Raw genomic sequence first — 20312 nt, forward strand, 5'->3', positions numbered from 1 at the left:
CGCCCTCGATGAGCAACGCCTCGTTGTCGTGGTCCCCGCGCGCGCGGGGTTGGTCCCGCGTCCGCAGCCAGACCGGTCTCGCCCTGAGGGTGGTCCCCGCGCGCGCGGGGTTGGTCCCTCTCCAAGGCCCTGGACTGGATGCGCGAGGGCGTGGTCCCCGCGCGCGCGGGGTTGGTCCCCCAGCCGCCGGCGTGCACCGAGGAGTCACCGTGTGGTCCCCGCGCGCGCGGGGTTGGTCCCCACATCTCGGCGCTGGGGTCGTCGGGTAGGTAGTGGTCCCCGCGTGCGCGGGGTTGGTCCCCCGGCGCACGCGTCCCTCGCGGTCAAGGCGGAGTGGTCCCCGCGTGCGCGGGGTTGGTCCCTGGGCGAGAATCCCGGCCCCGGCGCCGAGTACGTGGTCCCCGCGTGCGCGGGGTTGGTCCCCCGGCGATCGTCAGTACACATCCGCCGCTTGCGTGGTCCCCGCGCGCGCGGGGTTGGCCCCGCGAGGATGGCGACGTTCGCGGCGATGGCGGTGTGGTCCCCGCACCCGCGGGGCCAGCCCCGCGCAGAGGTCAAGGTCGGGCTCCGGGGGCGAAGGTGGTTCAGAGGTGCCGCGTACACGGCTGTGGCCATACGGCTGTGGCCCCGCACGACGGTCGTCGTGCGGGGCCACAGTTCACCCACGCTCAGGTCGGGGGAAGCGGCATCGGGGGGACAAGCCGCTTCCCCCGGTGAGAACGGGGCCCTCAAGCCCTCGCCGCGGTCAGGGGGACGGCCTGCGGCGAGGACCCCACAGTGGGGGCCCGTCCCGAGCCCCTCGGATTCCTGCCTCATCCGCCGGGCTCACCGTCCATCCTGCTCCCTCGCAGAGGCCGTGCGGGCGGGCGAAGGACCCCGATCGCCGGGTCCTTGGTCCTTAAAGGCCGCGTGAGTGGTCGGAATCCTCCACGGGGTACGACCATCCGTGCGGATAGAATCGCCCGACTGCACAGGAGATCGAAACAGGGGATCGAAGGGGAGGCAGGGGCTGTGGTGCAAGCGAAGAAGATAGCTCTCTACGTGATAGTCGTCTTCGTGCTGTACACGATCATCACCTCCCCGGCTCGGGCGGCTGATCTCGTCCAGGTAGGGTTCGAGGGCGTTTCGAGTGCCGCACAGGGCGTCGGCGACTTCATGTCCGAGCTCGTGAAGTAGGAGTACACCGTGATCCGCCATCTGGTCCTGTTCAAGCTGAACGACGGCGTCGAGCGGGACGACCCGCGGGTCGTCGCCGGGGCACAGGCCTTCCGGGAGCTGGCGGGGCAGGTCCCCGAGCTGGAGTTCTGGGAGTGCGCCTGGAACATCACCGACCGGCCGATCGCGTACGACTTCGCCATCAACTCCGCGGTCGCCGACCAGGACGCCCTGAAGCGGTACATCGAGCACCCCGCCCATCAGGCCGCCGCCGGGCAGTGGCGTGAATTCGCCACCTGGGTGATCGCCGACTACCCGTTCTGATCCGACCGGTCCGGCTTTCGTTCCGGTCCGGACGGCCCCCGAGCCCCTCACCATCACGGTGAGGGGCTTTTTTTGGTGTTTAAACCAAGTTGAACCCAACACGACGCTATACGGTGCTTGCACACAGTGGACATGTCTTGTGATGCTATGACCGCTTTTGACGGATGAGTTGACCGAAGTTGACTGCAAAGGGGTGGCCTCATCGTGCCGGCCAGTACAGCGCCTCAAGTGCCTCCCCAGTCCGTCCAGACGAGCCAGGTGGCCGAGCCCAGTCAGGCGATCCAGACCGAGACGCCCGACAGCACGACGACGCCCGCCAGGACCCGGGGCGCGGACACCAGGGCGCTCACCCAGGTGCTCTTCGGACAGCTCAAGAACCTGGAGCCGGGGACCTCGGAGCACGGCCGGGTGCGGGCGGCGCTCATCGAGGCGAACCTCCCGCTGGTGCGGTACGCCGCGGCGCGGTTCCGCAGCCGCAACGAGCCGATGGAGGACGTCGTTCAGGTCGGCACGATCGGCCTGATCAACGCCATCGACCGGTTCGACCCCGAACGCGGCGTCCAGTTCCCGACGTTCGCGATGCCGACCGTCGTCGGCGAGATCAAGCGGTACTTCCGGGACAATGTACGGACCGTCCACGTCCCCCGGCGGCTTCACGAGCTGTGGGTCCAGGTCACCGGCGCCACCGAGGACCTGACGACCGCTCATGGCCGTTCACCCACCACCGCGGAGATCGCCGAGCGGCTGAGGATCTCCGAGGACGAGGTGCTCGCCTGCATCGAGGCCGGGCGTTCCTACCACGCGTCCTCGCTGGAGGCCGCCCAGGAGGGCGACGGGCTGCCCGGACTGCTGGACCGGCTCGGCTACGAGGACCCGGCGCTCGCCGGGGTCGAGCACCGCGACCTCGTCCGGCATCTGCTCGTCCAGCTCCCCGAGCGCGAGCAGCGCATCCTCCTGCTGCGCTACTACAGCAATCTGACCCAGTCCCAGATCAGTGCCGAACTGGGAGTCTCCCAGATGCATGTGTCAAGGCTGCTGGCCCGCAGTTTCGCCCGACTTCGATCCGCAAACAGGATCGAGGCCTAACCGGATCGGGTAGAGCGCTCGAAGTCCGGTTCACGCGACCCAAATGCCTCGCACCCCCCGTTAACTGCGCAGACGCCACAAAGACTTGTCGACATGTCACTACAGCGTGTTGCCGACATGTGACATTCTGCGGGAACCGCGTTTGCCGTGGCCTCGCCTCCGGTATTCAGGTGGAGGCTGCGTTCCTCCGATGGTCGCGGCTCCACGCGACCGTCCGCGACCTCAAGGGGGTGGCATGTCCGCAGAACAGGGCAGCTCGAAGGTGCTCACGCTCACGAAGAGCGAACCCGCACCCGTTGCGCTCACCAGCTCGTCGGAAGCCATCGACACCCGCACTCTGTCCCGCTCCCTGTTCCTGCGGCTCGCCGCGCTGGGGCCAGCACCAGGCTCTGAAGGAACGGACAGCCCGGAACGTGCCTACGTACGGGACACACTCATCGAGCTCAACCTCCCGCTGGTGCGGTACGCCGCGGCGCGGTTCCGCAGCCGCAACGAGCCGATGGAGGACATCGTCCAGGTCGGCACGATCGGCCTGATCAAGGCGATCGACCGGTTCGACTGCGAACGGGGCGTGGAATTCCCGACGTTCGCGATGCCGACCGTCGTCGGGGAGATCAAGCGGTTCTTCCGCGACACCTCGTGGTCGGTGCGCGTCCCGCGCCGGCTCCAGGAGCTGCGGCTGGCGCTGACCAAGACCAGCGACGAGCTCGCGCAGAAGCTCGACCGCTCGCCGACCGTGCCCGAGCTGGCCAAGGCGCTCGGGGTCTCCGAGGAGGACGTGGTCGACGGTCTGGCCGTCGGCAACGCGTACACCGCCTCCTCGCTGGACTCGCCCTCACCCGAGGACGACGGCGGCGAGGGCTCCCTCGCGGACCGGCTCGGCTACGAGGACTCGGCGCTGGAAGGCGTCGAGTACCGCGAATCGCTCAAGCCGCTGCTGGCCAAGCTCCCGCCGCGCGAACGCCAGATCATCATGCTGCGGTTCTTCGCCAACATGACCCAGTCGCAGATCGGCGAGGAGGTCGGCATCTCGCAGATGCATGTCTCGCGCCTGCTGACCCGTACGCTCGCCCAGCTCAGGGAAGGGCTCATCGCCGACTGACGCCGTGGACTCCCGTACCGGAGCACAAGGGTTCCGATTTGACGGACCGTCAGCCACACTGGCGCGATGCGACGTCAGATGCTCGGCTCGAACGGCCGCCGGGGCACCGTGATCGCCGCCTCGGCGGCCGTGCTGTGTCTGGGGGGCGTGCTGGCCGCCTGCGGCGGTGGTACGGCGGACGAGGGCTATGTGGCGCTCGGCGCGGCGGGAACGGATTCCGGGAGAGCTCCGACGGGGGCGGTGGCACCGTCGGGGAGGGTGACGCTGGTCCCGCTGGACCGGGGCGGCGGCAAGGGCCGTGGCGACGGCCGCGGCGGTGGTGACGGTGAGGGCGCTGGAGGGCGTTCCGGGGGGCGCGGGCCCTCGCCGAGCGCCTCCGGCAGTGCCGACGGCGCCGGAGCCACGGGCGCGGCGAGCGGTGGAGCTCCCAGGCCGTCCGGCACGCCCGGCACATCGGGCCCCGGCAGCGGCAGCGGCAGCGGTACGGGTGGCGCATCCGGCGGCGCGGGCGGGCCCGGAGAGGGCTCCACCGGGCCCACGGCCCCCTCGGCGCCCGGATCTCCCGCACCCGGCGGGCCCGCCGAGCTGACGGTGGGCGCCCCCGTGCGGGCGGCGGCGGACGAGCGGTGGTGCGAGAAGGTGACCGTGGAGTTCCGGAACACCGGAGGATCAGCGGCGCGCTCGGGAACCGTCACCTTCGCCACGCACGTGATCGGCGGGCTGGGGATCGACTGGGCGACCATCGAGTCGACCGGGCCGCTGCCCGCGCCGATCGACGCGGGAGCGGCGCGGACGAAGACGTACACCGTCTGCGTGGACGCCTGGCGGGTGCCCCTGGGCATGCATGTCGAGACCCGGGACGTCACCGCCGTATTGAAGTGACGGGTGGACGTGTTGCGCGGTGCCGGTGACCGGGGGGCCGGTCAGCCGAGCGCGAGCCAGGCGACCGCTCCGAGGACGACGACCACCGCGACGACGGCGGCGATCACCCCGACCTTCGGTCCGGACGAGGCGGCCGGCTGCTGCCTGCGCTGCGGCTCGCCCTCGTCGACGAAGGCGCGGAACATCTGGGTGCTGCCGGCCGGGTCGTGGTTGCCCTCGGGGCCCTGCGGGGCGTGGGGGTTGTGTGCCATGGGCCAGGACCCTAGCGAACTCGGCGTTCCGGCCCAACCCCCGGGTCGGTGAAGGGCCGAGGCCAGGGCCGGGGGACCGGTGCGGGAGCGGCCGGTGCGCCACGGCGGAGCGGGGCTCGGGCAGCGGGGTCGCGGGGGTGCTCCGGGGCGGATTCAAGTGCGTGCACAGGCCAGTTGCGGGGTCCGGTGCAGATCGGTTCGGGCAACTCACCCTTTCAGCCCGGCACTTGAGGTGCGCCCCGTGTCCGGATCGGGCGCGGGCCCGTACCCCGTACATACGGCGTGGCCGCACTCCGTACGGGCGGTGTGCCCGCTCCTTCACGCAGTCGCACCCGCCCCCGGAGCGGGGTCCCGTCCGCCTCGGCTGTGGCACGACACACACCCCGCACCACCCGCACCCCACACGCTGGGGCTTTGACCGGAGACGTACGCAGCCTTTTGCTTTCCTTTACTTCTGCAAGCCCCTTTTCGTTTGCCTGCAGCAACCAACGGCTTCTATGGTTGCCCTAAGCAACAAGATGAACCGGTGAGATGTCTGGGGGTCCCGTGGCCGCACGGAGTCAGTACGAAGAACTGGCCCGGCAGCTCAGTGCCGTCGGGGCCGTCAAGCGCGGTCTCGCCCGAATCCTGCCCGCCGAATGTCCGGGCGGCTCCGCCGCCGTACTGGCTCTTCTCCGGCAGCACGGCGAGATGCGGATCAGCCGGCTGGCCGAGCTGCTGGACGTCGACATGTCGGTGACCAGCCGTCATGTCGCCCATGTGGCAGAGCGTGGCTGGATCGAACGGTCGCCGGATCCGGCGGACAAGCGGTCCCGCATCCTGCGGCTGACCCCCGACGGACGTGACGTACTGGCCGACCTGAACCGACGGACGACCGAGATGTTCGCCCACAACCTCTCCGACTGGTCGGACGACGAGGTCGGACAGCTCAACACGCTGTTGGCCCGGCTGCGCGACAGTTTCGCCTGTCGCGGGCCCAGCGGGTGCGGCCCCGGAAAGCACAGCGGCGACTGCCGTTCCCGGCATGCCGACAGCGACAACGACGCGCACACCCGTACACCCGTGTAACAGAAGCAAAGACAAGGACTTAAATGGCTACGACCACACCGACCGGTGTGCGGGGCGGCCACGCCAAGCACGGGGGATCGTCCGATCCCTCGTCCGGCGCGCCGATGACACACCGGCAGATCATGGAGGCACTGGCCGGGCTGATGCTCGGCATGTTCGTCGCGATCCTGTCGTCGACGGTCGTCTCGAACGCACTTCCCGAGATCATCTCCGACCTCGGCGGCGGCCAGAGCGCCTACACCTGGGTCGTCACGGCCTCGCTGCTGGCGATGACCGCCACCACTCCCCTGTGGGGCAAGCTCTCCGACCTGTTCAGCAAGAAGCTGCTGGTCCAGATAGCCCTCGTCATCTACGTCGCGGGCTCGGTCGTCGCCGGTATGTCGACCAGCAGCGGCATGCTGATCGCCTGCCGTGTCGTCCAGGGCATCGGCGTCGGCGGTCTCTCCGCCCTCGCGCAGATCGTGATGGCGGCGATGATCGCCCCGCGTGAGCGCGGTCGCTACAGCGGATACATCGGTGCGGTGTTCGCCGTCGCCACCGTCGGTGGTCCGCTGCTCGGCGGTGTCATCACCGACACCAGCTGGATGGGCTGGCGCTGGTGCTTCTACGTCGGTGTGCCGTTCGCCGTCATCGCGCTGGTCGTGCTCCAGAAGACGCTGAAGCTCCCGGTCGTGAAGCGTCAGGTCAAGGTCGACTGGTGGGGCGCGTTCTTCATCAGCGCCGCCGTGTCGCTGCTGCTGCTCTGGGTGACCTTCGCCGGTGACAAGTACGACTGGCTCTCCTGGCAGACCGCCGCGATGCTCATCGGCTCCGTCGCGCTCGCCGGGCTCTTCGTCGTCGTCGAGTCCAAGGCCAGCGAGCCGATCATCCCGCTGCGCCTCTTCCGCAACCGCACCATCACGCTGGCCTCGCTGGCCTCGCTGTTCGTCGGTGTCGCGATGTTCGCGGGCACCGTCTTCTTCAGCCAGTACTTCCAGCTGGCGCGCGGCAAGTCGCCGACGATGTCGGGCGTCATGACGATCCCGATGATCGCGGGTCTGTTCATCTCCTCGACGGTCTCCGGCCAGGTCATCACCAGGACCGGCCGCTGGAAGGCCTGGCTGGTCAGCGGTGGCTTCCTGGTCACCGCCGGGCTCGGGCTGCTGGGCACCATCCGGTACGACACGGAGTACTGGCACATCGCGGTCTTCATGGCCGTCATGGGTCTCGGCATCGGCATGATGATGCAGAACCTGGTACTCGCCACGCAGAACCAGGTCGCTCCGTCCGACCTCGGCTCGGCCAGCTCCGTCGTCACCTTCTTCCGTTCCCTCGGCGGTGCGATCGGCGTCTCGGCGCTGGGCGCCGTCATGGCGAACCGCGTCACCCACTACGTCAAGGACGGCCTCGCGGAGCTCGGCCCCAAGGGTGCGGCCATGGGCCACGGCGGCACCGGCGGCGGGGGCATCCCCGACCTGGACAAGCTGCCCGCGCCGTTCCGTACGGTCGTCGAGAGCGCCTACGGGCACGGTGTCGGCGATGTCTTCCTGTACGCGGCTCCGGCCGCGCTGATCGCCTTCCTGGTCACGATCTTCATCAAGGAGGTCGCCCTGAAGTCGAACGCGTCGAGCGAGGCCCCGGCCACGGCCGAGACCCCCGTCGCCGACGCGGTGGAGGCCGCGGCCGCCACCGCCGAGCCGGTCTCCGAGGCAGCGGCCGGGATCACCGCGGTCGACACCCTGGAGGCCCCGGTCGCCACCCTGCAGGGCACGGCCGTGCACGGTGTGGTGCGCGGTGCCGAGGGCGCACCCGTCGCCCGTGCCGCCGTCACGCTGATCTCGCTGGCCGGCCGGCAGCTCGGGCGCTCCGTCGCCCAGGCGGACGGCAGCTACGGTCTGGACGCGCCGGGCTCCGGCTCCTACGTCCTGATCGCCTCCGCCGACGGCTTCCAGCCGCAGGCGTCCACGGTGGTCGTCGGTACCGAGCCGCTGGCGTACGACATCCTGCTCTCCGGTACGAGCGGACTGGCCGGCGTCGTGCGGGCCGCGGAGTCCGCCGCCCCGGTGGAGGGCGCCATGGTCATCGTGACCGATGTGCGCGGCGATGTGCTGGCCACCGGCAAGTCCGGCGAGACCGGCGAGTTCACCTTCGGTGAGCTGGTGCCCGGGTCGGTGACCGTCGCGGTGAACGCCGCCGGGTTCCGTCCGCTGGCGCTGCCGGTGGAGATCGGCGGCCAGGGCGTCACCCGGGTCGAGGCCGCACTGCAGTCCGGTGCGCTGGTCCAGGGCGTCGTGCGGGCCGGTGCCGTCCGTCGACCGCTGCCGGACGCACGGGTCACACTGGTCGACGCGGCGGGCAATGTGGTCGCCACCTCGACGACCGGGGAGGACGGGGCGTACGCCTTCGCCGACCTGGACGCGGGTGAGTACTCGGTCATCGCGACCGGCTACCCGCCGGTGGCAAGCGCGCTGACCGTGGCCGGCCGCGGGGCCGACGGCCACGACATCGAGCTCGCCCACCCCGGCGAGTAACAGACCCCCGGCGGGTCGGCGCTTCGAGCGGAGACGTCGTACCGGCAGGTGGAAATGGGCCCCGGTGGCGGGGACGGCAGGCAGGGGACGGCCTGCCGTCCCGCCCCGGGGCCCGACTCATTGAGTCATGGAGCAAGGAGAGAGAACGGGATGGGACTTCGCGCACAGGTACGGACGCGGGACGGCTGGGCGGTCCAGCACGCGGTCGTGACGGTCACCGACATGACCGGCACGCAGGTGCTGCGGGCCACCGCCGACGAGGACGGGGCGGTGCGGACCGAGACCTCCCTGGAGGCCGGCGCGTACACGGTGATCGTCACGGCGGTCGGGTACGCCCCCGCCGCCTCCACCGCCCTCGTCACGGCGAGCGGGCGGGTCGAGGCCGGCACGGTGGTGCTGGCCCGCCAGGGCGGTGTGGAGCTGCCGCCGCCGGGCGCCTGGTCGCTGGACCCGGCGCACTCCTCGGTGGCCGCGGTCGCGCAGCACCTGGGGATCTCCAGCGTGCACGGCCGGTTCACCGAGTTCAGCGGCCGGATCGAGATCGCGGAGGAGGTCCACCGCTCCCGGGTCGACGCCGTCATCAGCGCGGCAAGCGTCGAGACCGGCAACGGCATGCGCGACAAGCACCTGCGTTCGCCCGACTTCCTGGACTCGGACCGGTTTCCGGAGATCACGTACCGCTCGAACGGACTGACCCCGGCGGGCCCGGACCGCTGGCTGGTCCACGGCGAGCTGACGATGCACGGTGTCGTGCGCCCGGTCGACCTGAACCTGAGCTACCTCGGGACGGGCCCGGACCCGTGGGGCGGGGTGCGTGCGGCATTCAGCGCAACGGCGGAACTGCGCCGCGAGGACTTCGCCATGAACTACAACCAGGTGGTGCAGGCGGGCATCTCGGCGATCGGCACGACGCTGCGGGTGGAGCTCGACATCCAGGCCGTGCAGGGTGAGTCCCTGCCGTCGTAGTCACCGTGCGGGGTGAGTCCCCGCCGTCGTAGTCTGCGGACATGGCACCCAATATCGCGACGAACACGGCCGTGGAACTCGACGAGTTGCTGGCCTTCGTACGGCCCAGGCACCGGGCGATCCTGCTGACCACCCGGTCCGACGGCCGCCCCCAGGGCTCCCCGCTGACCTGCGGGGTCGACGACGCGGGCCGGATCGTCGTCTCGACCTACCCCGAGCGGGCCAAGACCCGCAACGCGAAGCGGGACGAGCGGGTCAGTGTCATCGTGCTGTCGGATGAGTGGAACGGGCCCTGGGTCCAGATCGACGGTTCGGCCGAGGTGATCGACTCACCGGACTCGGTCGAGCCGCTCGTCGAGTACTTCCGGAACATCTCGGGCGAGCACCCGGACTGGGACGAGTACCGGGCGGCGATGGTGGAGCAGGGGAAGTCGATCATCCGGATCACTCCGGAGCGGTGGGGGCCGGTCGCCACCGGCGGCTTCCCGGCCCACCTGGCCTCCGACGGCTGATCACGCAGGTACCGAGGGGCGAACGGGGCGGGCGGGGCCTCAGCGGTCCCGCATCGCCTCGATGCCCGCGATCAGCAGGTCCAGGGCGAAGGTGAAGTCCCGCTCGCGCATCTCCTCGACCGTGTCCCCGCCGCGGGCGTCCATCAGGTCCTGCGAGGTCTCGGCTATATGCCGGAGCTGCGGCTGGGCCCGGATCGTGCCCATCGCCTGCTGGTAGTAATCCTCCTGGCTGAGCCCCGCCGCCGCGCTGCGCTGCGCGAAGTGGCCCTCGATGGTGCCGAACCCGTACACGAACTGGAAGACCGCGGAGAGCGCTCCGGTCTGGTGTCGCAGCGGCAGGCCGGTCGCCCGGATCACGTCCTGGACGGCGTACGACATCAGCATCGCGTGCGGGCCGATGTTGAGGAAGTGACCGCCGAGCGTCGACACCCAGACGTGCCGGACCAGCAGCTCCCGGTACTCGGTGGCCAGCCCGCGCAGCCGGTCGTGCCAGTGCGCGTCCTCGCGAGGCGGTGTGAATTCGCTGTACACCCAGTCGAGGGCCAGCTCCAGCAGGTCGTCCTTGGTGTCCACGTACCAGTACAGGGACATCGCGGTGACGTCGAGCTCGGCGGCGAGCCTGCGCATGGAGAACTTGGCGAGCCCCTCGGCGTCCAGCAGCCGGACCGAGGTCGCGGTGATCCTGTCCCGGTCCAGGCCCGCCGCCTGGTCCGGTTTGCGGGTGCGCGACGGTGTCCGCCGATCCAGCCACACGCTGGTCCTGGCAGGGCTCTTCACACGGTCGGCCGCGGACACCATGGCGCACTCTCCTCGTCTTGCCTGCGGGGCGGACCGGCCACGCACGCGTGGATCACGCACGGAACCGATGCGTACGGTCCGGTGCGCCCCGTCCCCGATGCTATGCCGCCGCGGCGGTCCCGGCGGAGTCCGCCCGAACGGATTCCGTCCGCTCCGCGCGACGCAGCAGCACGGCGGCGAGCAGGCCGCCGACCAGCACGGCGACCGCTCCGAAGAGCTGGCTGGTCTCCAGTCCGGAGGCGAAGGCGTCGGTGATCCGCGCCCGCTCGTCGGCGTCGGTGGCCGAGGCGAGTGCGGCGGGCAGCGACGCGGCCCCGACGGCCGCCGGCACGAGCGCCGCGAACCGCGAGTTGAGCACCGCGCCGAGGACGGCGACCCCGAGGCCGTTGCCGAATTCGGCGAGTGTGCCGTTGACCCCGGCGCCCACGCCCGCCTTCTCCGGCGGAATGGCGCCCATGATCGCGTTGGCCATGGCGGGCATGGCGAGCGCGATGCCCGCGCCCATCACGACCAGGCCGAGCAGCATGCCGCCGTAGCCGTCGCCGCCGAGCAGCGCGATGGCGGCGAGACCCGCGGCCAGCAGGCTCATCCCGGACGCGATGGTGACCGGCGTGCCCAGCTTGGGCACCAGCCTGGCGCCCAGTCCGGTGAGGTTGAGCGCGACGACGCTCAGCGCCAGCGGAGCCGTGCGCAGACCGGCCTCCAGCGGTTCGTAGCCGAGGACGAACTGGAGTTGCTGGGTGAGCAGGAAGAGCGAGCCGCCCATCCCGAAGGCGACCAGGATCGCGCCCGCGACCGCCCCGACGAACTTCTGGTTCCGGAAGAAGTGCATGTCCAGCATCGGGTACGGGATGTGCAGCTCCCACAGCGCGAATCCGGTGAGGACGGCGACCCCGACGAAGGCGGTCAGCAGCACCTGGGCCGACGCCCAGCCGTGTGCCGGGCCGGAGATGATCGCGTACACGACGGATGCCATGCCGATGGTGGAGAGCAGTGCGCCGAGCAGGTCGGGGCGCTCGCCGCTCGGATTCTTGGACTCCGGGACCAGCCGGGCCACGGCGACCAGCCCGATGACCGCGACCGGGATGTTGATCAGGAAGATCGCGCCCCACCAGAAGTGGTTGAGCATCACTCCGCCGATCAGTGGTCCGACGGCGAACCCGAGCGAGCTGACGGTCGACCAGATGCCGATCGCCTTGACCCGCTCGGTCTCGTCGAAGATCTGCACGACGACGGCCAGCGTCGTGGTCATCAGCAGCGCACCGCCGATGCCCATGCCCGCGCGGGCGGCGATCAGCTGTACGGAGGTCTGGGCCAGTCCGGCCACCAGCGAGCCGATGCCGAACAGGGCGAGCCCGGCGATCAGCATCTTCTTGCGGCCGTAGCGATCGGCGGAGCTGCCGGCCGTGAGCAGCAGACCCGACTGGACCAGCGAATAGGCGTTGATCATCCACTGCACATCGGCGGTGGAGGCGTCCAGCTCCCGGGTGAGGGAGGGGATCGCGACGTTGAGAACGGTGTTGTCGAGCAGCACGGTCAGCTGGGCGAGGCAGATGACGCCGAGGATCAGCCAGCGTTGCGGATGGCTCGGCGACGAGAGGTGGTTCTGCTCGGCGACGGTCGCCGTCATACGGACTCCTGATCCCTTATACGGTGTACGAGTAGCAGGCGCTGTACACCGTATAGCAGATCCTGTACGGCGTACAACGCATTTCCGCTTTCCGCGCGGTACCGTGCTCGCCGCTGATCCGACAAGGGCTGGAGTGGTATGTCACTGCGTCGTCGTACGGTGGAAGTGCTCGTCGCGGCAGGGCTGTTGGGGACCGCGCTCGCGCCTCCCGCAGTAGCGGCCGGGGAGGGGCAGGGGCGCGCGGTGCCGCTGCGCGTGGCCACGTACAACATCCATGCGGGCGCGGGCATGGACAACGTCTTCGATCTGGACCGGCAGGCCGCCGAGCTCCGCTCGCTGGACGCCGATGTGATCGGGCTCCAGGAGGTCGACGTCCACTGGGGCACCCGCAGCGAGTGGCGCGACCTGGCGGGCGAGCTGGCCGAACGGCTGGACATGCGGGTGTCGTTCGCCCCGGTCTACAGCCTCGACCCGCAGACCCCCGGTGCGCCGCGTCGCGAGTTCGGGGTCGCGGTGCTGTCCAGGTACCGCATCGTGAGCGCCGAGAACCACGAGATCACCCGACTCTCCACCCAGGTCCCGGACCCGGTACCGGCCCCGGCGCCCGGCTTCGGCGAGGTGGTCGTACGGGTGAAAGGGTTGCCCGTGCATGTCTATGTGACGCATCTGGACTACCGCGCCGACCCGTCCGTACGGAACGCCCAGGTCGCCGACACCCGCCGGATCATGGCCGAGGACCGGGAGCCGGGGGCGGGCCGTCGGCAGGTGCGGCAGATCCTGCTCGGCGACTTCAACGCGGCGCCTGCCGCTCCGGAGCTCGCCCCGCTGTGGCAGGAGCTCACGGACGTCGAGCCCGGCGGGCTCACGTACCCGGCGCAGGATCCGGTGCAGCGGATCGACTACGTGGCGGTGTCGAAGGATTCCGTGCGGGTACGCGACGCGGCGGTGGCCGAGACACTCGCCTCGGACCACCGCCCCGTGGTCGCCGACCTGTTGCTGCGGCGCTGAGAGGCTGTCGGGTGACCGCGTCCGCTTTCCGATCAGAGGTCACCCGACAGGCTCTGAGCCCTACGCTCCGCTCTTCGGCCGGGTCAGGTCGTAGAAGGTGGCGCTGCCCGCGGCGACCTTCTCGAAGTTGTCCTCCACCCAGGAGGAGATCTGCGAGGAGGCGCCGCTGTCGCCGCCACCCCCGCCCATTTTGCCCGCGATGAAGTAGTGGACCCTGCCGTCCTCGACGTACTGCTTGAACCGGGCGAGCGTCGGGGACGGGTCGCTGCCGTTGAAGCCGCCGATCGCCATCACCGGGTCGCCGGTGGTGAGTTGGTAGCTCGCGGCGTTCTGGGATCCGACGGCGGCGGCGGCCCAGGTGTAGTCCCCGGCGTCCTTCTCCAGGAGCGCCTCGGCCTCGGCGCCGACGGACGCGCCGTTGAGCAGTCCGCCCATGCCGCCGCCGTCGCCGCCTCCGAAGCCTTCGCCCATGCCGGGCTTGGCACCGGGCTGCTGCCCGTTCTGCGACGTGCCGGGCCCGCCCTGCATCTGGCCCTGGCCCTGGCCCTGGCCCTGGCCGGGCGGGGTGCCGGTCGGCGGTCGGCCCATGCCACCGCCCTGCTGGTTGTTGCCCTGCTGGTTGCCCTGCCCCGGGGGACGCATGCCGCCGCCGGGACCACCGCGACCGCCGCCACCACCGCCGGGGCCGCCCATGCCGCCGGAGGACGGGCCGGCCGTGACGATCGAGCCCTGGTGTCCGGTGTTCAACGTGCTCACGGTGTACGCGGCCGGCCCGGCCAGCGACACGACGAGGCCCAGGCCCACGGCGACGAGCGCCGGTCGACGCCCCAGCCGGGACGCGAACAGCAGACCCAGCGCGCCGGCGATCCCGGCGACGAGCACGACCGTACGCAGCCACGGCAGGTGGTCCGGGGTCCGCCCCAGCAGCACGTACGACCAGTACGCCGTCACGGCCACCGTGCCGCCGAGCGTCGCACCCGCCCACCAGCGGGAGCGCTCCTCCCACAGGACCGTGGCGCCCATGCCGATCAGCGCCGCGACGTAGGGGGCCAGGGCCACCGTGTAGTACTGGTGGAAGATGCCGGCCATGAAGCTGAACACCGCCGCGGTCATCAGCAGCGAGCTGCCCCAGGCGAGGAAGGCCGCGCGGGCCGTGTCCGTCCGCTTCGCCCGCCAGGTCAGCCAGACGCCCGCGACCAGCAGGATCAGCGCGGCGGGCAGCAGCCAGGAGATCTGGCCGCCGATCTCGGAGTTGAACATCCGGCCGATGCCGGTCTCGCCCCACTGACCGCCGGAGCCGCCGCCCGGACCGCCCCCGCCGCCGACGCTGCCGGTCTCCTCGCCGTTGATCCGGCCGAGCCCGTTGTAGCCGAAGGTCAGCTCCAGGAAGGAGTTGTTCTGCGAGCCGCCGATGTACGGACGCGAGGAGGCGGGCCACAGTTCGACGATCGCGACCCACCAGCCGCCCGCGACGGCCATCACGAGGGCCGAGAGCCCGAGTTGGCCGAGCCGCCTGCGTACGGGGACCGGCGCGAACACCGCGTACAGCACGGCCAGCGGCGGCAGGATCAGGAACGCCTGGAGGGTCTTCGCCAGAAACGCGAACCCGACCGCGACACCCGCCCACACCAGCCACTTGGTGCGGCCGTGCTCCATCGCGCGCAGCACGCAGTAGACGGTGACGGTCATCAGCAGCGCCAGCAGCGCGTCCGGGTTGTTGAAGCGGAACATCAGCGCGGCCACGGGCGTGAGCGCGAACACCGCCATCGCGATCAGCCCCGCCACGGCGTTGAAACGGCGGCGTACGCCCGCGTACAGCACCCCGGCCGTGGCCACCCCCATCAGCACCTGCGGGGCCAGGATCGCCCAGGAGTTGAGGCCGAGGATCCGCACCGACAGGGCCATGGGCCAGAGGGCGGCCGGGGGCTTGTCGACGGTGATGGCGTTGGCCGCGTCCAGCGAGCCGAAGAAGAAGGCCTTCCAGCTCCGGCTGCCCGCCTGGGCGGCGGCGGAGTAGAAGGAGTTGGCGTATCCGGAAGCGCTGAGGTTCCACAGGTACGCGAGCCCGATGACCAGCAGCAACGCGAGAAAGGCCGGCCTCGCCCAGCGCGGGTCCTCGGGCCTGCCCCGCCACACGCGGTGCGCCAAGGGCCGGTTCGGGCGTCCGTGCGCCGGTGCGGTGGGCGGCGCGGGCGCCGGCGAGGCCGGGAGGTGGTCGGGATGCAGCGTGGTCATCGGAGGTTCCCCGTTTCGTGGTGGGTGTCATCGGCGGGCCCGGCCGGAGAGGCGGCGGGGGCGGCCCCGGGGCAGGCGGGGTTCCGGTCCGTCCGCTCCGGGAAGACCCAGGCGCGGAAGAGCAGGAACCGCAGCACCGTCGCCGCGAGGTTGGCCGCGATCAGCACGGCGAGTTCCGTGGCGTGCGACGGCGATCCGGACGCCGCTCCCAGCGCGGCCAGTGAGCCACTGGTCAGCGCGAGGCCGATGGCGAAGACGACCAGGCCCTGCGCCTGATGGCGTACGGCCCCGCCCCGGCCCCGTACGCCGAAGGTGAGCCTCCGGTTGGCAGCCGTATTGGCGACGGCCGACACCAACAGCGCGCCGCCGTTGGCGATCTGCGGGCCGGCGCCCAGCCGGAACAGCGAGTACAGGGCGAGGTAGCAGAGCGTGGAGAGCGCGCCGACGACACAGAACCCGACGAGCTGCCGGGCCAGTCCGCCCGGCACCCCGCTCAACGCGCGGTCACGCGGATCGTCCCCGAAGGACCGGGCCAGCCGGTCCAGCGGCAGCGCTCCGACCGCCAGCGCCCGCCCCACCCGCCACACGCCTTTCAGGTCCTCGGTCGCCGTCCGCACGATGTGGACGGTGGAGTCGGGATCGTCCACCCAGTCGACCGGCACCTCGTGGATGCGCAGCCCGGCGCGTTCGGCGAGCACCAGCAACTCGGTGTCGAAGAACCACCCCGAGTCCTCCACCATCGGCAGCAGCCGCTCCGCGACATCGCGCCGGATGGCCTTGAACCCGCACTGCGCGTCGCTGAACCGGGCGGCCAACGAGGAGCGGAGGATGAGGTTGTAGGCGCGCGAGATGAACTCCCGCTTCGATCCGCGCACCACCCGCGAGCTGCGGGCCAGTCGGGAGCCGATGGCCAGGTCGGAGTGGCCCGAGATCAGCGGGGCGACCAGCGGCAGCAGCGCGTTGAGGTCGGTGGAGAGATCGACGTCCATGTAGGCCAGCACCGGTGCGTCCGAGCCCGACCAGACGGTGCGCAGCGCCCGCCCCCGGCCCTTCTCCTCCAGCCGGTACGACCGCACCCGGGGCAGCGCCGCCGCGAGCCGCGCCGCCACTTGCGGCGTCCGGTCGGTGCTCGCGTTGTCCGCGACGGTGATCCGGAAGGCATACGGGAAGGTGCGCACCAGATGGTCGTGCAGGCGCAGCACACACGGTTCGAGGTCCTTCTCCTCGTTGTAGACGGGTACCACCACATCGACTACGGGCGCACCCGCCGCATCGACCGCTCCGGCGAGGAGGTGGTCCCGGGCCGGCAGGGTGCTCCAAGGAGTGTCGGTTCGCATGTGACCGACATTCGCCAACTCGGCTGTCACGCCGGTGTGCTGAGCCTGTCCCCATGCTGTGAGTGCGGCCCGGCCGCGGGCCCGCCCGAAGGCCCGACCGCAGACCCAGCCGCAGGCCCAACCGCAGGCCCAACCGCAGGCCCGACCGCAGACCCGGCCGAAGGCCCGACCGCAGGCCCAACCGCAGACCCAACCGCAGGCCTGACCGCAGGCCCGACCGCAGCCTCCGCGGGCAGATGGACGGCGAACACCGTGCGTCCCGGCACCGAGTCCACCTCGACCCGGCCGCCGTGCGCGGCGACGACGGCCTGCACGATGGCGAGCCCGAGACCGGTGGAACCCGCGCTGCGGGAGCGCGAGGCGTCACCGCGCGCGAACCGCTCGAAGACATGCGGCAGCAGTCCGGGCGGAATGCCGGGCCCGTCGTCCCCGACCTCCAGTGTCACCCATGGCCGGCCGGCCGCGGACCGCACCCGCACAGTGACGGTCGTACCGGGCGGGGTGTGGGTACGGGCGTTCGCCAGCAGGTTGACCAGCACCTGAGGGAGCCGGGTCGGATCGCCGTGCACGGTCGCGGGCTCGTCCGGCAGTTCCAGGCGCCAGTGGTGGCCGCGCTCCCCGGCGGCGCGGGCATCGCTCACCGCGTCGACGACGACCGGGGAGAGATCGGTGCTCTCCAGGCTGAGCGGGCGTCCGGCGTCCAGCCGGGCGAGCAGCAGCAGATCCTCCACCATGCCCGTCATCCGCTCCGCCTCGGACTCGATCCGCCCCAGGGCGTGCCGGGTGTCGGGGCCGGTCTCCTCGTGTCCGCGCCGGGTCAGTTCGGCGTATCCGCGGATCGAGGCCAGCGGGGTGCGCAGCTCGTGGCTGGCGTCCGCGACGAACTGGCGCACCCTCGTCTCGCTCTTCTGCCGCGCCTCCAGCGCCGAACCGACGTGGCCCAGCATCCGGTTGAGCGCCGCGCCCACCTGGCCGACCTCGGTCCGCGGATCGGCCTGGGCCTGCGGGACCCGCTCCAGGAGGGCCACCTCACCGCTGTGCAGCGGGAGTTCGGAGACCAGGGTCGCGGTCGCGGCGACCCGGCGCAGCGGCCGCAGCGCGACCCCGACCATGGCGGCGCCCGCGAGCCCGGCCGCGATCAGCCCGGCCCCGGTGACACAGACCTCGACGACGATCAGGGTGGTGAGGGCACCGCTCACCTCGGCTGCGGGGATGCCGACGACGATCGTCGTCCCGTGCGGGTCCGTGACCGCCTCCACCCGGCTGCCGCCCAGCCCCGGCAGGTCGACGCTCCTCGCCCCGCTCCCGGCGGTGACACCCGCCGCCGCCAGGGCGCTGCGCTGGGCGCCGGTCATCGGCTGCCCGCTGTCCTCGGCCCCGGGCCCCGGCGTGGTGGCGCTCTCCACGACCACCCGCGAGGCGGTGACCGCGCCGTCCGTCACCACGGCCCCGAAGGCGCCGACGGGCAGCCCGCGCGCGTCGACGAAGGCCAGCGGGTCGAGGCCCTGCGGCAGACCGCCACCGGGCATCGGTCCCCCGCCGGGCGGCTTCGCGGCCCGCACGGCGATGGCGGCCAGCTGGTCGTCGAGCTTGCCGTACATGTAGCTGTGGAACGCGATGGTGGTGACCGATCCGATGACCGCGGCGACGACGGCGATCAGCGTGACCGCCGAGACCACCAGCCGGGTCCGCAGCGTCCACGGCCCCCGCCACCGGTACGGGCGCCTACTCACCGGGCTTGATGAGATATCCCGCCCCGCGCCGGGTGTGGATCATCGATGACCGCCCCGCGTCGATCTTCTTGCGCAGATACGAGATGTACAGCTCGACGACGTTCGCCTGCCCGCCGAAGTCGTAGTTCCACACCCGGTCGAGGATCTGCGCCTTGCTCAGCACCCGCCGCGGATTGCGCATCAGGAAGCGCAGCAGCTCGAACTCGGTCGCGGTGAGATGGATGGACACCCCGGCCCGGCTCACCTCGTGGCTGTCCTCGTCCAGGGCCAGATCGCCGACGACGAGGGTCGACTCGCTGCGCACGGCCGCCGCCGTGCCGGACCGCCGGATCAGCCCGCGCAGCCGCGCCACGACTTCCTCCAGGCTGAACGGCTTGGTCACGTAGTCGTCGCCGCCCGCCGTGAGACCGGCGATCCGGTCCTCCACCGCGTCGCGCGCGGTCAGGAACAGGACGGGGACCTCGGAGAGCTCCCGCCGCAGTCTGCCGAGCACGGCGAACCCGTCCGTGTCGGGCAGCATCACGTCGAGGATCACCACGTCGGGCCGGAAGTCGCGCGCCATCCGGACGGCCCCGGCACCGTCCCCGGCGCTGCGCACCTCCCAGCCCTCGTAACGCAGGGCCATGGACAGCAGCTCGGCGAGCGGAGCCTCGTCGTCCACCACCAGCACACGGACGGGGGTACGGTCCGCCCTCAGCAGTTCGGTACGCCCCTGGGGCGAGGTCGTCGTCGTCATGCCCCAACCCTGTGAGGCTCCTCTGAAAGGGTCCTTACCCGATTCTGTGAATTCCCTGAGAAAGCAGCACCGCCGACGGACCGTCAGCCGACCTCGAACAAGGCGCTCGCGTTTCCGTGACAGACCGCCCGCAGCCAGTCGTCGCCCAGCTCCAGCCGTTCCAGCGCGTGCAGCTGGTGCGCGTACGGATACGGAATGTTCGGGAAGTCCGTGCCCAGCAGAATCCGGTCCCCGAGCGCGGCGAGCCGCCCCCGCTCGGCCGGCGGGAACGGGGTGAAGTCCTCCGTGAAGTCCGTGAACGCCATCGTCGTGTCGAGCCGCACCCGCGGATACGTCTCCGCGAGCGCCAGGAACTCCGCGTACTCCGGCATCCCCATGTGCGCCACGGTCAACGGCAGCCGCGGATGCCGGGCGAGCAGCCGGCCGACCGGCTCGGGGCCCGTGTACTTGCCGGGCGCCGGCCCCGAGCCGCAGTGCATCACCACCGGGATCCCGGCCTCCGCGAGCAGACCCCAGACCGGGTCCAGGAGCGGGTCGTTGGCGTCGTACGCGCCGACCTGGAGGTGCGACTTGAAGACCCGCGCCCCCGCCTCGACGGCCTCGCGCACATACCGCTCCACGCCCTCCTCCGGGAAGAAGGTCGCGGTGTGCAGGCAGTCGGGCACCCGGCGCGCGAAGCCGGCCGCCCAGCCGTTCAGCCAGGCGGCCATCCCGGCCTTGTGCGGGTAGAGCATCGAGGTGAACCGGAGCACGCCGAACGAACGCAGCAGGGCGAGCCGTTCGTCCTCGTCGTGGCGGTACTCGATCGGCCACTCCATCCCGGTCAGCGGCCCCGCGGAGTCGAAGTACGCCCAGACCTTCCGGAGCACCCGCTCCGGCATGAAGTGCGTATGGACATCGATGATCCCGGGCAGCCCCAGCCGCTCCCAGAACCGCACGACGTCATCGGCGTCACCACTCATCCCTCGCCCCTCTCACC

General features: G+C 71.3%; 18 protein-coding genes and 1 CRISPR repeat array (1 of these 19 only partly in view). Of the genes, 10 read left to right on the forward strand and 8 right to left on the reverse strand.

Annotation, left to right across the window (positions count from 1 at the left end; all coding sequences use genetic code 11):
- Positions 1-484: direct repeats of the CRISPR family, unit length 29 nt; unit sequence GTGGTCCCCGCGTGCGCGGGGTTGGTCCC; it begins 521 nt to the left of the window's first position.
- Positions 485-1011: 527 nt separating this feature from the next.
- The 5 genes from OG520_RS19640 to OG520_RS19660 all read left to right on the forward strand — a co-directional run bounded on the left by OG520_RS19640 (position 1012) and on the right by OG520_RS19660 (position 4549).
- On the forward strand, positions 1012-1176 hold the full coding sequence (locus OG520_RS19640) for a hypothetical protein (protein WP_176729265.1): 165 nt from the start codon (positions 1012-1014) through the stop codon (positions 1174-1176).
- Between the two features lie 9 nt (positions 1177-1185).
- Entirely contained in the window at positions 1186-1479 is a 294-nt protein-coding gene (locus OG520_RS19645; protein ID WP_385331171.1) for a Dabb family protein, read from the forward strand.
- Between the two features lie 204 nt (positions 1480-1683).
- Positions 1684-2565, forward strand: coding sequence for an RNA polymerase sigma factor SigF (locus OG520_RS19650; protein WP_399332257.1), 882 nt, complete (start codon positions 1684-1686; stop codon positions 2563-2565).
- Positions 2566-2800: 235 nt separating this feature from the next.
- Positions 2801-3667 (forward strand): RNA polymerase sigma factor SigF, encoded by an 867-nt coding sequence (locus OG520_RS19655; protein WP_399332259.1) that lies wholly within the window; start codon positions 2801-2803, stop codon positions 3665-3667.
- A 66-nt stretch (positions 3668-3733) separates the two neighbouring features.
- On the forward strand, positions 3734-4549 hold the full coding sequence (locus OG520_RS19660; protein WP_406014023.1) for a hypothetical protein: 816 nt from the start codon (positions 3734-3736) through the stop codon (positions 4547-4549).
- 41 nt (positions 4550-4590) lie between these two features.
- Here the strand turns inward: OG520_RS19660 and OG520_RS19665 are convergent, their stop codons facing one another.
- Positions 4591-4800, reverse strand: coding sequence for a hypothetical protein (locus tag OG520_RS19665; RefSeq protein ID WP_148837043.1), 210 nt, complete (start codon positions 4798-4800; stop codon positions 4591-4593).
- Positions 4801-5346: 546 nt separating this feature from the next.
- Here OG520_RS19665 and OG520_RS19670 point away from each other — a divergent pair.
- The 4 genes from OG520_RS19670 to OG520_RS19685 all read left to right on the forward strand — a co-directional run bounded on the left by OG520_RS19670 (position 5347) and on the right by OG520_RS19685 (position 9856).
- On the forward strand, positions 5347-5868 hold the full coding sequence (locus OG520_RS19670; RefSeq protein ID WP_385331161.1) for a MarR family winged helix-turn-helix transcriptional regulator: 522 nt from the start codon (positions 5347-5349) through the stop codon (positions 5866-5868).
- A 23-nt stretch (positions 5869-5891) separates the two neighbouring features.
- A complete protein-coding gene (locus OG520_RS19675) occupies positions 5892-8378 on the forward strand; it encodes an MFS transporter (protein WP_406014024.1) in 2487 nt (828 codons plus the stop codon).
- Between the two features lie 150 nt (positions 8379-8528).
- Positions 8529-9344 (forward strand): YceI family protein, encoded by an 816-nt coding sequence (locus OG520_RS19680; protein ID WP_399332266.1) that lies wholly within the window; start codon positions 8529-8531, stop codon positions 9342-9344.
- Positions 9345-9385: 41 nt separating this feature from the next.
- Positions 9386-9856, forward strand: a complete 471-nt coding sequence (locus OG520_RS19685) for a PPOX class F420-dependent oxidoreductase (RefSeq protein WP_399332268.1) — start codon at positions 9386-9388, stop codon at positions 9854-9856.
- Between the two features lie 39 nt (positions 9857-9895).
- Here the strand turns inward: OG520_RS19685 and OG520_RS19690 are convergent, their stop codons facing one another.
- Positions 9896-10654 (reverse strand): TetR/AcrR family transcriptional regulator, encoded by a 759-nt coding sequence (locus tag OG520_RS19690; RefSeq protein ID WP_406014025.1) that lies wholly within the window; start codon positions 10652-10654, stop codon positions 9896-9898.
- A gap of 100 nt (positions 10655-10754) precedes the next feature.
- Positions 10755-12284 (reverse strand): MFS transporter, encoded by a 1530-nt coding sequence (locus tag OG520_RS19695; protein WP_406014026.1) that lies wholly within the window; start codon positions 12282-12284, stop codon positions 10755-10757.
- Between the two features lie 138 nt (positions 12285-12422).
- On the opposite strand from OG520_RS19695, the gene OG520_RS19700 reads away from it, so the two are divergent.
- Positions 12423-13292 (forward strand): endonuclease/exonuclease/phosphatase family protein, encoded by an 870-nt coding sequence (locus OG520_RS19700; protein ID WP_406014027.1) that lies wholly within the window; start codon positions 12423-12425, stop codon positions 13290-13292.
- A gap of 60 nt (positions 13293-13352) precedes the next feature.
- Here OG520_RS19700 and OG520_RS19705 read toward each other — a convergent pair whose 3' ends face one another.
- The 5 genes from OG520_RS19705 to OG520_RS19725 all read right to left on the reverse strand — a co-directional run bounded on the left by OG520_RS19705 (position 13353) and on the right by OG520_RS19725 (position 20295).
- Positions 13353-15527, reverse strand: a complete 2175-nt coding sequence (locus tag OG520_RS19705; RefSeq protein ID WP_406014028.1) for an ArnT family glycosyltransferase — start codon at positions 15525-15527, stop codon at positions 13353-13355.
- Positions 15524-16864: a glycosyltransferase gene (locus tag OG520_RS19710; RefSeq protein ID WP_406014029.1), complete on the reverse strand. Its 1341-nt coding sequence runs from the start codon at positions 16862-16864 to the stop codon at positions 15524-15526. The genes OG520_RS19705 and OG520_RS19710 overlap by 4 nt, the downstream gene beginning before the upstream one ends.
- A 26-nt stretch (positions 16865-16890) precedes the next feature.
- Entirely contained in the window at positions 16891-18597 is a 1707-nt protein-coding gene (locus OG520_RS19715) for a sensor histidine kinase (protein WP_406014030.1), read from the reverse strand.
- Entirely contained in the window at positions 18590-19333 is a 744-nt protein-coding gene (locus OG520_RS19720; protein WP_399332282.1) for a response regulator transcription factor, read from the reverse strand. Before OG520_RS19720 ends, OG520_RS19715 begins: the two co-directional genes overlap by 8 nt.
- A gap of 83 nt (positions 19334-19416) precedes the next feature.
- Positions 19417-20295, reverse strand: coding sequence for an amidohydrolase family protein (locus tag OG520_RS19725; protein ID WP_406014031.1), 879 nt, complete (start codon positions 20293-20295; stop codon positions 19417-19419).
- Between the last annotated feature and the right edge of the window lie 17 nt (positions 20296-20312).

The organism is Streptomyces sp. NBC_00984 (assembly GCF_045162475.1).
In the GTDB taxonomy this organism is placed as follows: Bacteria; Actinomycetota; Actinomycetes; order Streptomycetales; family Streptomycetaceae; genus Streptomyces.